This window comes from Bradyrhizobium sp., from assembly GCF_019244115.1.
Taxonomy (GTDB): Bacteria; Pseudomonadota; Alphaproteobacteria; order Rhizobiales; family Xanthobacteraceae; genus Bradyrhizobium.
This window is the reverse complement of the sequence record NZ_JAFATE010000422.1, coordinates 1-15,150: the sequence shown is the minus strand read 5'-3', so window position 1 is coordinate 15,150 and position 15,150 is coordinate 1. Positions and strand designations below refer to the sequence as shown.

The following is a 15,150-nucleotide window of genomic DNA, read 5'->3' as shown; positions in this document are numbered from 1 at the left end:
GAATAGAGCTCGGCGACGCGCTGCACGATCGATAGACCCAGGCCCGAGCTGCCGGCCTTGCGGCGGTCGCGGCGCCAAAAACGCTGGAAGATGAGGTTGCGCTCCTCGTCGGAAATGCCGGGGCCGCTGTCGAGCACGCTGACCGCGCCACCAGATTCGACCACGAACTCGACCGTCGATCCTGCGGCGGTGTGATTGATGGCGTTTTCGGCGAGGTTACGCAGCGCGCGGCCCAGCATCTCGCGGTTGCCCTTCACCCAGACCGGTTCGGCGGCACCTGATAGTGCAATGTCCTTGCCCTGCGCCAGTGCCAGCGGCGCGACGAACTCCGCAATCTCGGCGGCAACCGAGCTGAGGTCGGCACGCTCCTGCGGATCGACCACGAACGAGTCCAGTTCCGCGATCTCCAGGAGCTGACTGACCACATGGGCCATGCCGTCGACATCGCGCCGCAACGCCTTAATGGCGTCGCGGTCCTTGAGCAGGTCGAGCCGCGTCCGGAGCACGCTGAGGGGCGTGCGCAGCTCGTGGGCGGCATCCGCGGTGAAATCGCGCTGCACCCGAAACGCCTCTTCCAGGCGATCGAGCCCCTGGTTGACGGCGGCGACCAGGGGGCGAACCTCCTGCGGGATTTCGTCGGTCGGCAGCCGCAGTCCCGGGCGCGCGGGACCGATGTTTTCGGCAATCTCCGAGGCCAGCCGCAGCGGCCGCAGCGCTCTGCGGAAAATCGCGATGTCGATGATCAGGAGGATCAAAAGAATGGGCAGCGTGATCCAGCCGACATTCTTGTAGAAGTCGGCGACGATGTCGTCGGTCAGCACATCGCGGTTGCCGAGATCCTCGCCGGCCTGGATCCACAGCGGTTGCCCGCCGACGAGCTTGCGAACGCTGGCGCCGGAGACCGTGGCCTCGCCGCGCTTCTGCTGCAGGAACGTGACCTCGCTCGCGCGGGGATCCGCCGGGAACAGCGCGGCCTGGTCCCTCAGCGAGGAGAACTGAACCTTGCCGCCGGCATCGACCACCGCATACGAATAGCGCCCGTACTCCTGCGAATAGAGCCCGAGCAGGTCGAGCGGCAGGTCGAGTTCGAGGCGCCCGTCGGAAGTCTTGCGCAGATGCTCGCCCACCGCGACCGCCTGCTCCTCCATCGCCGTGTTGTGGATGTTGTTGGTGGCGTAGCTCAAGAGCCAGGACAGCGCGACCGACATCAGGATCGAAGTGATCACGACAGCGACCACGTGCAGGAAGACGATGCGGGAGATGATCGACTTGAAGCGCGGCACGCTATTTTTCCTCCGCGATCAAATAGCCGACGCCTCTGATGGTGTGGACCTGGACTCTTGCGCCGCGCTCGGCGAGCTGCTTGCGCAGCCGGTGCACATACACCTCGACGGCGTTGGAGGCGACGTCTTCGGCATGTCCAAAAATGTGGTCTTCGACCTGCTTCTTGGAGACCACGCGTCCCTTGCTGCGCATCAACAGCTCCAGCACGGCCGTCTCCCGCGCGGAAAACGCCTGCGGCTGGTCGTCGATCGAGGCCTGGCGGCTGCGCGTATCGAACTCCAGGTTGGCGACGCGGAGCGTGTTGCCCAAAAGCTGCCCGGGGCGGCGCAACTGCGCCTCCAGCCGCGCGATCAGCTCCTCCAGCGCGAACGGCTTGACCAGATAGTCGTCCGCGCCGCTGCGCAGGCCGTGAATGCGATCCTGCAGGCCGCCGCGCGCGGTCAGCACCAGCGCGGGAATCGGATTGTTGCGCTGCCGGATCTCGCGCAGCAGCGCGAGCCCGTCGCCATCGGGCAATCCGAGATCGAGGATCAGCGCCGCATAGGACGTGGTTTCGAGCACGCGCGTTGCCTCGGCGACCGTCGACAGCACGTCGATCTCGTAGCCGGCCTCGCGCAGGCCCTTTGCCAGGAGCTCGGCCAGCTCTTCATTGTCTTCGACGATCAATAACCGCATGTCCGCGATCCCAAAAGGACTCGCCCGGCCGGAAAGGCGGCGGATCCGGCCGTCGATAGCCGGCAATCGCTTCACTGTCGAATCGCAGTTCCCATAAGGCTGGGGTCAAGCAAAACGCGCATCGCGCCGCGAGGGCGCGGCGGTCACGGCCGACAATGGACCGGCGAGGTCGAGGCTACCAGATGATGAACGCGCAGAGAACCGACAAGGGCAGCAGCAGGACCCCGAGATAAAGCCAGGTTCGATAGCCGGCACGATCCTTCGGCAGGATGAAGATGTGCACGACGAGCCAGACGCACACGCCGAGACCGAGGATGACGCGAACCAGATCGCCGGGAGTCTCGTAGAGCGACCAGATGTGCTCGATCTGGGGGCTGGCGACGCGCGTGGTGATCAGCGCCAGGACAGCAATGAAAAGCGTCCGCACGGTCAGGCCGCCAAACCACACGGCCGTCGACAGTTCGGAAGTGTCTTTTTTTGCTGTCTTCACCCGCAACCCACCTTAAGGAAGCAAATTGCTTTCAGCCAACGCCACGCTGCGAGAGCATATCAAAGATATAGTTCGTCGATAGTAAGGGCAAGGCTTGGCCGAATTCCGGTGATTCAGATCACCAATGCGGCCGGACATGGCTTCAACTGCGGCGGGAATCGAAGGCGAGATCGGCGCAGGCTTGATCGGGTGCCGCGCTTTTGGCCACAGCCTGCCACGACGAGAGGCGGACGGCCAAGATTTTAGTCAAAATGAGTGCGCCCATCGAACCGGACGCGGCTGCGATTCGCTCGTCCATGGGTCGGCTTTGGAGGGTGATTCGCCGCGACCTGCCGCTTGCCGGGACCACTCCGCTGCGCAGGCCTGCCGCATCGAAGTCCCGCATTTCAGAAGAATGTGGATTTCTGATTTTCACTTTAGGTGACGAGGGCGAGCTTGCCCGTCACCTCGCCGCTTGGTCCGGCCGGTCGCGCGCAACGTGAAAGGGCGATCCCGCGGCAATCGTCGCCGGCGGCGACGCCGCAACATGAAGGTCATGTGACACCGTCGGCGTCGCGCGCTCCGCCTCCGTGAGCCGCCGCCATGAACATTCGTCGGCAGCGACGAGCGTGCGATACCGCACGGCGTTACCTTACACGATCCTTACAGATTACATGACCCTTACAAATGAAGGCGCGAAGCGGCCACTCGATGCCACGGGCGCGATGATTTTCGATCAACGGTGTGAGAGCTGTAGGAAAGGGCTGGAAAATAGCTTGTGAAGCTGCCGCGAATGCGCTCTTGCTGCGCCACGAAATCGCCCATAAGACGAAGGGCGGCGGGGAATTTGGGCGCCGGATTTTGGCAAGGTCCGGCGAGCAGAGGGGCGGCGCGAGTGCCTATGTCGTTGCGCAGATTGTCACGATGAGTATCGCCGCGGACAGGCGCCGGCGGAGCATTGCGGTCGCGCTGATGGCGGCCGCCGTGCTCGGTGCCGGCATTTTTGGGGCGAACCGGATGTTCGTGGATCGCGCCAGGTCGCTGGAAAATTCGTCGCCCGCGTCGAAGGCGTCTCCCTCGCGCTTCGTGCCGACGCCAGCGCAATGGGCCAATTTGTCGTTCGAGCCGGTCGCCGAGCGCGCGTTTCGCGCCGAGCACATCACCGAGGGCAAGATCGCCGTCGACGAGGACATCTCGACGCCGATTTTTTCGCCCTATGCCGGACGGGTCGTCAAACTGCTGGTCAAGCCAAGCGACCGTGTCGAACGCGGCCAGCCGCTGTTCGTCATCGAGGCGACCGACACCGTGCAGGGCCTGAACGATTTCGCCACCGCGCTCTCGACGCTCGACACCGCCCGCTCGAAGCTGAAGCTCGCGCAGATCGTCGAGACACGGCAGAACGACCTCTACGCCGGCAAGGCCGTGCCGCTGAAGGACTGGCAGCAGGCGCAGGCCGATCTGACCGCCGCACAGAACGACATGCACGCGGCGGAAACCGCCGTCGAGGCCGCGCGCAATCGCCTGCGCATTCTCGGCCGCTCCGAAGAGCAGATCGAGACCTTTCAGAAGACACGCCAGATCAGCGCCGACACGCCGATCTATTCGCCGATCGGCGGTCTCGTCGTGCAGCGCAAGGTCGGCCCCGGCCAGTACATCAACAGCGGCGCCAGCGATCCGGCCTATGTGATCGGCGATCTCTCCACGGTCTGGCTCACCGCTTTCGTGCGGGAGAGCGAAGCGGCCGATGTCAGACTCGGCCAGAACATCGAGTTCACCGTGCTCGCGCTGCCCGGTCGCACCTTCAAGGCCAAGATCGATTATGTCGCGGCCGCGATCGACCCGACGACGCGGCGGCTCCTGGTGCGGGCGACCATGGATAACAGGGACGACCTGTTCAAGCCGGAGATGTTCGCCAATGTGACGATCTTTTCGGGTGACGATCATCCGTCCGTCGGCGTGCCAAAGCAGGCGTTGATCTACGAGGGTGAGCACGTCCGCCTGTGGGTCGCCAGCGACGACAGGTCGCTCGAGCTGCGCGACGTCCAGACCGGCCTTTCCAACGGCAACCTCGTCGAGGTCCGCTCCGGCCTGAAAGCCGGGGAGAAGGTCGTCACCAAGGGCAGCCTGTTCATCGATCGCGCTGCGTCCGGTACCTGAAGCGATGGACCGTCTCGTTTCAATCGCAGTCAGCCGCCGCTTCCTGATGGTCGGGCTTTTCGCCGCCATTGTGATCGGCGGCCTGATCGCGTTCCAGCAATTGAACATCGAGGCCTATCCCGATCCGACGCCGCCGATGGTGGATATCGTCACCCAGAGTGCGGGACTGTCGGCCGAGGAGATCGAGCGCTACATCACCATTCCGCTGGAGACTCAGGTCGCCGGAATCAAGAACCTCAACGTCATCCGCACCATCTCGCTGTACGGTCTGTCCGACGTCAAGCTGCAGTTTACCTTCGACTACACTTACGACCAGGCGCTGCAGCAGGTGCTGAACCGTCTGTCGCAGCTCTCTCCGCTGCTCAACAATGCCCAGCCGCAGATTTCGCCGCAGAGCCCGATCGGCGAGATCTATCGCTATCGCCTGGTCGGGCCGCCGAACTACTCGGTGCTCGACCTGAAAACGCTGCAGGACTGGGTGCTGCAGCGCCGCTTCCGCAGCGTCCCCGGCGTGATCGACGTCACGGGATGGGGCGGCAAGACCAAGACCTACGAGGTGCAGGTCGACGTCAACAAGCTGGTCGCCAACGGCCTGACGCTGGCGCAACTGCTGCAGGCCATCAGCAACGCCAACATCAATGTCGGCGGCAACACGGTCAATATCGGGCCGCAATCGGCTGTCGTGCGCGGCGTCGGCCTGATCCGCTCGGTCGACGCCCTCGCCGACACCATGGTGGCATCGGTCGGCGGCACGCCGGTGCTGGTGAAGGATATCGCCAATGTCACCGTGGGCGAACAGCCGCGGCTCGGGATCGCCGGTGAGAACGACAGCGACGACATCGTCCAGGGCATCGTGCTGATGCGCCGCGGCGAGCAGAGCTCGCCGACCATCGAGCGGGTGGAGAAGCTCGTCGATACGATCAACAATTCCTCCATCCTGCCTCCGGGCGTGCGCATCGAGCGGATCTACGATCGCAAGGACCTGATTCAGACCACGACCAGGACCGTGCTCGAGAACATGTCGTTCGGCATCGTGCTGATCGTCATACTGCAATGGATCTTCCTCGGCGATCTGCGCAGCGCGCTGATCGTCGGCGCCACCATCCCGTTCGCGCTGTTCTTTGCCGTCATCATCCTGGTGCTGCGCGGAGAATCCGCCAATCTGCTGTCGGTCGGCGCGATCGATTTCGGCCTGATCGTCGATTCCACTGTCATCATGGTGGAGTCGATCTTCCGCCGGCTCGCCCACACCGAAGCCTTTTCGGAGGCCGAGGAAGCCGCCATCGCGCCGAATACGATCATGGACATCAAGCATCACGCCATCCTCACGGCGGCCGCGGATGTGTCGCGATCGATCTTCTTCGCCGCCGCCATCATCATCGCGGCGTTTCTGCCGCTGTTCACGCTGAGCGGCGTCGAAGGCAATATTTTTAGCCCGATGGCCCGCACTTACGCCTATGCGTTGGCCGGCGGGCTTCTCGCCACGTTCACCGTCACACCGGCGCTGAGCGCGATCATCCTGCCGGCGCATGTCCGGGAAACCGAAACCTGGATCATGCGGGTCCTGCATCGCGCCTACCGGCCGCTGCTGGCGGTCTCGCTGCGCAACCGCCCGCTGGTATTGGCCGCCGGCGCCGCGCTGATCGTGATGACGGCGCTCGCCGTGCGTCTGCTCGGCCTCGAATTTCTGCCCAAGCTCGAGGAGGGCAATCTGTGGATCCGCGCCACCTTGCCCTCGACCATCTCGCTGCAGGAGGGCAATTCCTATGTCAACGAGATGCGCCGCCTGATCGGCAGCCGGCCCGAGGTCGAGGCCGTGGTCTCGCAGCACGGTCGGCCCGACGACGGCACCGACGCGGCGGGGTTCTTCAACGCGGAGTTTTTCGCGCCGCTCAAACCCGCCAAGGAATGGCCGGCCAAGGAGGACAAGGATGAACTGACCGCGCAGCTGCTGGCGCAGTTGCAGGAGAAGTTTCCGGGCGTCGAGTTCAACTTCTCGCAATACCTGCAGGACAACGTCTCGGAGGCGGTGTCCGGGGTGAAGGGCGAGAACTCGATAAAACTGTTCGGCAACGATCTGCAGGCCCTGACCGATACCGCGGGCAAGATCAAGTCGGTGCTGGCGACGGTGCAGGGCATCACCGATCTCGCCGTCTTCACCTCGCTCGGCCAGCCGACCATCCAGATCGACATCGATCGCGCGCGTGCCGCTCGCTATGGACTGGCGCCCGGCGACATCAACACGACCATCCGCACCGCAATCGGCGGCGACAGCGCGGGCGATCTCTACGAGCCGGGCAGCGACCGGCATTTCCCCATCATCGTCCGCCTTGCGCCGCAGTACCGCAAGAGCGCGGAAGCGATCCAGAACCTTCGGATCGGCGCGCAGGGGCCGAACGGCATCACCCAGGTGCCGCTCAGCGAGGTGGCCTCGATCAAGCTGGTGTCGGGGGCGGCCTACATCTATCGCGAGCAGCAGGAGCGCTACCTGCCGATCAAATTCTCGGTGCGCGAGCGCGATCTCGGCGGCGCCATCCAGGAAGCGCAGCAGAAGATCGCCGAGCAGGTGCAGCTGCCGCCCGGGTCGCGGCTCGAATGGGTCGGCGAGTTCGGCAACCTGCAGGATGCGATCAAGCGGCTGTCGATCGTCGTGCCGATCAGTCTCGCATTGATCGCGATGCTGATCTGGTTCAATTTCGGCTCCGTGGTCGAGACCGTGCTGACCATGAGCGTCATCCCCATGGCGGTGTTCGGCGGCGTCGTCGGTCTCCTGGTGAGCGGAATTCCTTTCAGCGTCTCGGCCGCGATCGGTTTCATTGCGCTTTTCGGTATTTCGGTGATGGATGGCATCATCATTCTCTCCCAGTACAACCAGCTCATCGACGAGGGCATGGAGCGAGGCCGGGCGATCCTGCGCACCGGCGAGCTGCAGCTCCGGCCTGTGCTGATGACCTGCGTGGTGGCCGGCGTCGGCCTGCTGCCGGCGGCGCTGTCGTCGGGAATCGGTTCACAGGTGCAGAAGCCGCTGGCGGTGGTCGTGGTGGCCGGCATGATGGTCGCGCCGGTCGTGATTCTCCTGACGCTGCCCGCGCTGATTGCCACGTTCTCGCGACGGCGAAGGGCAGGGCTTGTCGCTGAAGGTGATCTGGCACCGGCCGAATGATCGGCCGGTGGGGAGGTGGATTGTGAGTAGGGTCGCTTTCGCAGGGCTTCCGAGTTCCCGCCATCCGGGACTGCGGCAGGCCTGCGCGTGGCTCATTGTCATCGCCGGTGTGGCATTCCCGGTCTCCGCTCGCGCCGAGACCCTGGAGGAAGCGCTTGCGCGCGCCTATCAGACCAGTCCCCAGCTCAATGCTGAGCGCGCCAAGCAACGCGGAACGGACGAGAACGTGCCGCAAGCGCTTGCCGGTTACCGGCCGCAAATCATGGCCAGCCTGTCCGCCGGCCTTCAGGCCGTGCGCGATCTGTTCCCTGGCAACACGCTGCAGACCGCGACGTTGCGTCCCTGGACCATCGGGGTGACGGTCAATCAGGTCCTGTTCAACGGCAACAAGACCGCCAACAGCGTCCGTGTCGCCGAGTTTCAGGTCATGTCCGAGCGTGAGGCCTTGCGCAATGTCGGCCAAGGCGTGCTGCTCGACGCCGTCACCGCCTATATGAACGTGATGGCGAACAACGCGCTGTACGAGTCCCAGCGCACCAATGTCGACGTGCTGCGCGAAATCCTGGCGACGACCAAACGGCGCCTCAATGCCGGCGACGTGACGCCGACGGACACGGCACAGGCCGAGGCGCGGCTGAGCCGCGGACAGGCCGACCTCAATGCCGCAGAGGTCGCGCTCGCCATCAGCAAAGAAATTTACCGGCAGGTGATCGGCGATGCGCCGTCACATCTGCAGCCGGCCATGCCTGTGGACCGCCTGGCACCGGTGACGCAGGTTGCCGCCGTCGACACGGCAAGTCATGAACACCCGGCGGTCCTTGGCGCCGGCTACGATGTCGACGTCGCCCAGACCTCGATCAGGGTTGCGGAAAGCGCCCTGCTGCCGACTGTATCGGCCCAGGTCAGCGCCAGCCGCTCGGTCGAGACGGATACCAGCCTGACCACGACGTCGACCGACCAGGCCTCCATCCTGGGCCAGGTCAATGTGCCGATCTACGACGGCGGCACCGCGGCCTCGCAGACCCGCCAGGCCAAGGAGATGGCCTCGCAGAGCCGGCTCGTGCTGGAGCAGGTCCGCAACCAGACCCGCACCGCCGTCGTCAGCGCCTGGGTGACCAATGAGGGCACCAAGGTGGCGCTGAAGGCCGCGGAATCCGAGGTGCATGCCGCCGATGTCGCACTGCAAGGTGTCCGGCGCGAGAACCAGGGCGGCCAGCGCACCACGATCGATGTGCTGAACGCGCAGCAGGACCTGACCAACGCAAGGACGCGGCAGATCACGGCGCAGCGCGACCGGGTGATTGCCTCCTACACGCTGCTCGGCGCGGTCGGCCGGCTCGACGTCCACAATCTCAACCTCGCAACGCCGGATTATCTTCCCGAGGTTCACTATCACCAGGTCCGCGATGCCTGGCATGGCCTCAGGACGCCCTCGGGGCAGTGAGGCCCATCTGCCCTGCCGCCCTGACGATGCAGGTCTGCGGCGTCATCGCGGGGTTGATGAAGAAGGCCAAACATCGCAAGCTGCCGTCAGGTCGAACCGTCCACGGGGAGGGCTCCGCGAGGCAACATGACTGGCCACATCATTGTCACGGACGAAGAGCAGACCCGCACCATCGCCATGCGGCGGCCGGAAAAGAAGAACGCGCTGACGCAGGAGATGCTTCTCGCCATGGGCGAGGCGATCAATTCGGCGCAGTCGAACCCCGCGATCCGCTGTCTGATCCTGACCGGTCGTGCGGGCGTGTTCACCGTCGGGGTCGATATCAGGGATTTTCTCGATGCTGCGAGGGCAGAACCTGATCCGGCCACACCGAGGGGGCCGATCATCTTCCTGCAGGCGCTCGTCAACAACAAGAAGCCTCTGATCGCGGCCGTGGACGGCGTTGCGGTCGGCATCGGCGCGACCATGGTCCTGCACTGCGATTACGTGCTCGCCGGCGCCACGGCGTCGTTTTCCTGTCCGTTCGTGCAGTTCGGCCTCGTGCCGGAAGGAGCCTCGAGCCTGCTGTTGCCGCGCATGGCGGGCCACCAGCGCGCCTTCGCGATGCTGGTGATGGGGCGCTCGATGAGCGCGGAAGACGCGCGCGGGGCCGGCTTCGTCAACGTGGTGGTTCCGACCGGCCACGCCCTCAACGAGGCGCGCAAGGCGGCGCGCGAGATCTGTGCGTTGTCGCCGGAGGCGGTGGCGAGCGCAAGGAGGCTTCTGAAACTGCCTACCGAGGATCTGCTGCGCCGGATCGGTCAGGAAGAGCATGTGTTTGCCGAGCGGATGCGCTCGGCGGATGCCGTCGCCGCCTTCGAAAATTTTTTGTCACGCAGGAAAAGGTAATGACGTCGTACGCGCCGAGATCGTCGCGCGCGACGGCGCGAGCGCGCAGAGGCATGGGTCGCCAGCAGGAGTGCCAGGCGTGAAGGCCGTCTACAGCGAACTGCATCGCAGCCACGATCCGCAATTCTTTCTCGTGCGCGGCGTGGTCAAGCGCACCACCGAGCAGCCCGAGCGCGCCGACCGCCTGCTTGCCGGGCTGAAGGCGGGGCGCCACGAGATCGTCGCGCCCACGGCATTCGGGCAGGGGCCGCGCGCAAGAATCCACAGTCCCGAATATCTGAGCTTCCTTAGCGAGGCCTGGGACGCCTGGTCGGCGCTCGGCGATTCCGGACCGGAGATGATCGCCAATATCCATCCCGTGCGCCACGCCGCGACCTACCCCACGCACATCGTCGGCAAGCTCGGTTGGCACACGGCCGACACCGCCTGTCCGATCGGGCCTGGCACCTGGGCGGGCGCCTGTGCCGCGAGCGATGTCGCAACGACGGCGGCCCAACTCGTGCGCGACGGCGAGGATGCGGCCTATGCGCTCTGCCGTCCGCCCGGTCACCATGCCTACCGCGACATGGCCGGCGGCTTCTGCTTTCTCAACAACAGCGCGATCGCGGCAGCGCATCTGCGGCTCACACATGAACGCGTCGCGATCCTCGACGTCGACGTGCATCACGGCAACGGCACGCAGGGCATCTTCTATGAACGGGGCGATGTTTTCACGGTCTCCATCCACGCCGACCCCGCGGCGTACTATCCCTACGTCTGGGGTTTTTCGCATGAGCGCGGCGATGGCGCGGCTCGCGGCACCAATCTCAATATTCCGCTGGCGATCGGAACCGGAGACGACGGCTACATGCAGGCGCTCGATCGTGCGGCGACGGCGATCGATGCTTTTGCGCCGGGCGCGCTGGTTGTCGCGCTCGGCCTCGATGCATCGGAACATGATCCGCTGGCCGGCCTTGCGGTGACCACCGATGGCTTCCGCCGCATCGGCGAAGCCATCGCGCGGATCGGCCTGCCCACCGTACTGGTGCAGGAGGGCGGCTATCTCTCCGATATCCTCGGCGCGAATCTGACCGCAGTGCTCGGAGGATTCCAGACGGCAAGGTAGTCGCCGCCGTAGGGTGGGCAAAGGGTGCGCAGCGCCGTGCCCACCTTCTATCAGCAGCCGATGCTGGATGGTGGGCACGCTTCGCTTTGCCCACCCTACGAACTGCCCGGAGTGCCCGCCCGACTAGACATGGAATCGACGTCAGCACACGAAGTGAGAGCGGACCACCTCAGCGCAGTTCTGCATTTCCGACTCTGACCCTCAGCGGAAGTCGAGGTGACCATGTTCGAGTTGTGCAGTTGTGTCTGCTTTAGCAATCGCGAAAAGACGATCTGGAGATAGCGGACCAAGTTGTCATCCGACAGGGAAACGGCAAATTTGAGCCCGGCAGTTCGCCAATTGCCGAACGAAAAACCCACCAAGTGTGAAATAGCTCACACACCCTTCAGCCGAAATTCATAAAAATAAAACGAGCGGCCCCCCGCCAATGGGCAAGCGACAACGTGCCCTTGCTCGTGTCTTTGGCGTTATCGACAATGACGCGAGAACGATGCTTTGGGAGCAAGGAGCGCGCGCTCGCGCTTCTCAGGGTTTGGCCGGATACGCGAGCGGTAGCCTCGATGTTGGCGGACATGCGGAAAGGCCCGAACTTCGGAGCGCCTGACCATGCAAGATCAACCAGCAGTGCCATATCCGAGCAAATCCGCTCTGCACCAGGAAGAGCGGCCGCCGACCAAATCCACGGGAAACGTTTCGTTGGAAATCGAAATAGTCGAGAACGATTTGCGAGCGCGACAATTTGCGTCCCATTTGAGACTCGAGAATGAAACCGATAGCGCCGTTAACCTGCTCGCTATCAACTATCGCCTGGGTTCGGGCGTAACGATGGAAAAGACCGAAAATACATCCTTGATCGATCTCAAACTAGAATACGATCAACTTAGAACCGAAATTGGATACCTTTTTAGAACATTATATATCACCGGTTCTGAGGCGTTCAGAAAGGAGTTTGCCAAGAACTACATGGAAAGCTTACGCGCCCAATTTCGACTCAAAAGCTTAGTAATGATCTACTATTACGTTATCACCGGTCGGTTTCGATTGTTCGCACGGCAACAGTCGCAAGCGATCCAAAGAATGGACTTTCCAATCACATCGGCGGACGTCGCCCGTGCCAGTCTGTCTAAATTGGACAGCGCTCTGCAGCAGAATTTTCCCGTAATGAAGGAACTCGCGACGGCGAAAATAGATCGGATGGCTGCGATTGAGCAAATTGATCCGAATTTCTTGAAGCCGCAGTACGTGACCCAGATATTGCCAGGCGAAACGTTTGAACAGGTATTTATATTCAAGGCGAGACGTAAGCTTTCATCCATCGTATCATATACCGCTGCATTCGAAGTCAAGCTATCGACCGCAGCCAGCAGTGGTCGCACAGTCGAGCGAATTTTGAGTCGATCCGCATCGTTTAATGTAACGCCTAGCCCGATTGCGCTTTCCGCTTTCGCTGCGGTATTCGGCCTTCTGGGCACTATTTTGAACAATTTCGGCTTACCAGATTCGGCGACACTCTCCGACGTTAGCTCTCTTTCGCAATCGCTCAGCGATACGCCGCTATCCCCGAGGTTTCTGAAAAATTCTGTTGTAGCAGTGATTCTATCGGTTGTGCTCTACAACTCCTTTGAAATGACTGAGTTCAAGGATCGATTCAAAACAATAAGTTGGCGCTCTGCAATGTTCATAGGTCTTCTTTGTGGGTTACTTAGTGACAGAATGCTAAAGGCAATTACGAGTTTTGTTGGTTGAAGAAAGCGGGCATTGGTCGCGGCGAGCTATGTTAAAAATGGTGAAGATGCTACCTCAATGACGTTTGGAACGCCGGTGGCCGACGAGGCGATCCAGTAGAGCGGTCACGTGATCACTTCCGGTGTTGGCCCGACTGAGAAATCATCACGGCTAAAATCGATGTCAGCTATCTGAGGTAGTGCAGACCATACTTGCTCCGGGTGAGACTTTCGGCACCGGACGTGAGATAGCCTGAGCCATGGAGCCGCAGCCGTTCAGGCTTGGGCCTGGCTTAGGCAAGATAACCGCCGTCGATTGCTAAGACCGTTCCCACAGCAAATGAGCTGGCCTCCGAACAGAGCCACAGCACGGCCGCGGCGACCTCATCCGCTGTTCCTATGCTTCCACGAGGCGTCTGCCTCGTGATCGCCTTGGCCACGTCCTCGTCTCGCTTCATCCAGTTGGCGACGGGAGGGGTGTTTATCCATCCGGGCGCAACAGCGCAGATGCGAGGACCTTGAGCGGCATGCTCCAGTGCGGCACTGCGCGTGAGGCCGATCACGCCGTGCTTTGCCGCGGAGTAGGCTGCACCGCCGCCATTGTTGAATGCGTAGTGGAGGCGACCATGCATTTTCATGATCGCATCCATCAAACGCCGGACAGCCTTGCCGTCAGTCGTATCAACCGGGAACCAGTGTGCATCGCCCAGCACCGCAAGCTGCTTGAGCGCAGTTTTAGCGGTGGCTTCCCTCCGGCTTGCGATCACAACTTTTGCCCCCTGACGTGCAAACGCGCCTGCGGTGGCGAGACCAATACCACTACTACCCCCGGTGATAAGCACAACCTTCCCCTGCATATCTGGATAGGCCGGCATCGCGGAAGCTCGATCGCGAAGGCTATTTGCCACATCTCCTCCATAGGCAAAAAACGAGCGCGGTTTTTGCCCGCAGCCCGCTAATGCCTCCTTGCAGCCGAACCAAACCTAATGTTACGGACTGTCGCAGTCAACCTGACGACTGGGAGCTCCCGCGATGAACGATGACGTTCAATACTCAATCGACCTGTCAATGGCCCAGTCGCGGGCGGAAAAGATCATTGAATGCCTAAAGGATTGGCGGAAGCGACACGACATACGACGTTTCGAGTTTACAAAGCACGTCAGAGTTGCACCGACCGAGATACCCCACAGTCATCCGATTCTGACGCTCAATACTTTCGTCTACAATCCCGATGAAATCTTAGCTCTGTATTTGCACGAGCAGATGCACTGGTATGAAGAGAGATTGGGCTGTGCGGGACCGGAGTCGCCGCTGATTGCTGAGCTAAGGAACCGTTATCCGCAAGCGCCGACCGGGTTTCCAGAGGGCGCAGATGATGAATACTCGGCATATCTGCACCTGCTCGTGAACTGGCTGGAAATCGAGACAGCCTCTCAGTTCATGACACGGGAGCGTGCGGAAGAGATCGCCCGCAACAAGTATTATTATCGATGGATGTATCGCACCGTGCTGGCAGACTGGCAGTCTCTCGAAGAGCTGTTCCGGGCGCACAAGATAGTCCCGATCACGCCTGCGGACCAGTTCGCCTAAGCCAAGTCGGTCCGCTTATGTGCCCAGGGCTGTCGAAATCCGGCGGTGCAGCAAGTCGGCAGCTATCTGGAGTACACCGGCCGTGGACATTGCCCTCGGGAAGGCAGCCCGCGGCACAGGCGCAATCAATTCCCTTCGCCGAGCGAACGTCTTCTCGCCGAAAAACCGGATCGAAAGGGGCGCTAAATATGGCGGAGCTTTGGGGTCGTCTTCGGTGATCACGCCCGACCGGCGAATCAGTTGAGGTTCGATCTCTCTTCGGGTGCGCGCGCCAGTTGCCGGAATGAAAAAGTTCGTGCTCGAAAAATCGAATTTCGCGAACGGATTCAACGCTGATTCCACTGTCCAGTCCTGCCGCGAAAAATATTTGTCTTCCGTTTTTCGGGAATTTGTGCTTGTGTAAGGCGTCCCGCCTCGGCAAGAGGGGCGTATGCGCTATCGTCACGACACGTGAGGCGGGATGCGATGGACGCGATGGTGTCAGCGCGCAATGTTTGCGCGGACGAGTGATGCTGTTGCGGACGAAGAAGTCGTGTGGTCCTGACACCCCGACGCTGGTGTCAAGTCGGCGAGAGATGATCTCGCTGACGATGGGGGCAACAAAGCCCGGTCCCCAGGGAGAGCACGAAGGACACCGTTAAAACCATCGCG

Annotated in this window: 12 protein-coding genes; 7 read left to right on the top strand and 5 right to left on the bottom strand. The window is 62.3% G+C overall.

From position 1 onward, the window contains the following. From JOZ76_RS18560 to JOZ76_RS18550, 3 genes are all read right to left on the bottom strand, one after another. Positions 1-1,283: sensor histidine kinase (locus JOZ76_RS18560; RefSeq protein WP_291700547.1), on the bottom strand; the 1,283-nt coding region annotated here is incomplete at its 3' end. A gap of 1 nt (position 1,284) precedes the next feature. Then, positions 1,285-1,959, bottom strand: coding sequence for a response regulator transcription factor (locus tag JOZ76_RS18555; RefSeq protein ID WP_291700544.1), 675 nt, complete (start codon positions 1,957-1,959; stop codon positions 1,285-1,287). 175 nt (positions 1,960-2,134) lie between these two features. After that, on the bottom strand, positions 2,135-2,449 hold the full coding sequence (locus tag JOZ76_RS18550) for a hypothetical protein (RefSeq protein ID WP_291700542.1): 315 nt from the start codon (positions 2,447-2,449) through the stop codon (positions 2,135-2,137). 903 nt (positions 2,450-3,352) lie between these two features. Here JOZ76_RS18550 and JOZ76_RS18545 point away from each other — a divergent pair. The 6 genes from JOZ76_RS18545 to JOZ76_RS18520 all read left to right on the top strand — a co-directional run bounded on the left by JOZ76_RS18545 (position 3,353) and on the right by JOZ76_RS18520 (position 12,931). After that, entirely contained in the window at positions 3,353-4,585 is a 1,233-nt protein-coding gene (locus tag JOZ76_RS18545; RefSeq protein WP_291700540.1) for an efflux RND transporter periplasmic adaptor subunit, read from the top strand. A 4-nt stretch (positions 4,586-4,589) separates the two neighbouring features. Then, entirely contained in the window at positions 4,590-7,748 is a 3,159-nt protein-coding gene (locus JOZ76_RS18540; protein ID WP_291700538.1) for an efflux RND transporter permease subunit, read from the top strand. Positions 7,749-7,818: 70 nt separating this feature from the next. Next, complete coding sequence (locus JOZ76_RS18535; RefSeq protein ID WP_291700549.1) at positions 7,819-9,192, top strand: TolC family outer membrane protein; 1,374 nt, start codon at positions 7,819-7,821, stop codon at positions 9,190-9,192. 126 nt (positions 9,193-9,318) lie between these two features. After that, complete coding sequence (locus JOZ76_RS18530) at positions 9,319-10,080, top strand: enoyl-CoA hydratase-related protein (protein ID WP_291700536.1); 762 nt, start codon at positions 9,319-9,321, stop codon at positions 10,078-10,080. A 79-nt stretch (positions 10,081-10,159) separates the two neighbouring features. After that, positions 10,160-11,185 carry a histone deacetylase family protein gene (locus JOZ76_RS18525; RefSeq protein ID WP_291700534.1) on the top strand — a complete coding sequence of 342 codons (1,026 nt, stop codon included), beginning with the start codon at positions 10,160-10,162 and terminating at the stop codon, positions 11,183-11,185. A 606-nt stretch (positions 11,186-11,791) separates the two neighbouring features. Continuing rightward, the gene (locus tag JOZ76_RS18520) at positions 11,792-12,931 is read left to right on the top strand and encodes a hypothetical protein (protein ID WP_291700533.1); all 1,140 of its coding nucleotides are present in this window, start codon (positions 11,792-11,794) and stop codon (positions 12,929-12,931) included. 271 nt (positions 12,932-13,202) lie between these two features. Here the strand turns inward: JOZ76_RS18520 and JOZ76_RS18515 are convergent, their stop codons facing one another. After that, positions 13,203-13,784: an SDR family NAD(P)-dependent oxidoreductase gene (locus JOZ76_RS18515; protein WP_291700531.1), complete on the bottom strand. Its 582-nt coding sequence runs from the start codon at positions 13,782-13,784 to the stop codon at positions 13,203-13,205. Positions 13,785-13,941: 157 nt separating this feature from the next. On the opposite strand from JOZ76_RS18515, the gene JOZ76_RS18510 reads away from it, so the two are divergent. Beyond that, positions 13,942-14,499 carry a hypothetical protein gene (locus JOZ76_RS18510; RefSeq protein WP_291700529.1) on the top strand — a complete coding sequence of 186 codons (558 nt, stop codon included), beginning with the start codon at positions 13,942-13,944 and terminating at the stop codon, positions 14,497-14,499. A 15-nt stretch (positions 14,500-14,514) separates the two neighbouring features. Here the strand turns inward: JOZ76_RS18510 and JOZ76_RS18505 are convergent, their stop codons facing one another. Further along, positions 14,515-14,841, bottom strand: a complete 327-nt coding sequence (locus JOZ76_RS18505; protein WP_291700527.1) for a hypothetical protein — start codon at positions 14,839-14,841, stop codon at positions 14,515-14,517. Between the last annotated feature and the right edge of the window lie 309 nt (positions 14,842-15,150).

Coding starts and splice junctions, on each gene's coding strand:
- JOZ76_RS18555 (WP_291700544.1), bottom strand. CDS start 1,959: ATGCGGTTATTGATCGTCGAAGACAATGAAGAGCTGGCCGAGCTCCTG.
- JOZ76_RS18545 (WP_291700540.1), top strand. CDS start 3,353: ATGAGTATCGCCGCGGACAGGCGCCGGCGGAGCATTGCGGTCGCGCTG.
- JOZ76_RS18540 (WP_291700538.1), top strand. CDS start 4,590: ATGGACCGTCTCGTTTCAATCGCAGTCAGCCGCCGCTTCCTGATGGTC.
- JOZ76_RS18530 (WP_291700536.1), top strand. CDS start 9,319: ATGACTGGCCACATCATTGTCACGGACGAAGAGCAGACCCGCACCATC.
- JOZ76_RS18520 (WP_291700533.1), top strand. CDS start 11,792: ATGCAAGATCAACCAGCAGTGCCATATCCGAGCAAATCCGCTCTGCAC.
- JOZ76_RS18515 (WP_291700531.1), bottom strand. CDS start 13,784: ATGCCGGCCTATCCAGATATGCAGGGGAAGGTTGTGCTTATCACCGGG.
- JOZ76_RS18510 (WP_291700529.1), top strand. CDS start 13,942: ATGAACGATGACGTTCAATACTCAATCGACCTGTCAATGGCCCAGTCG.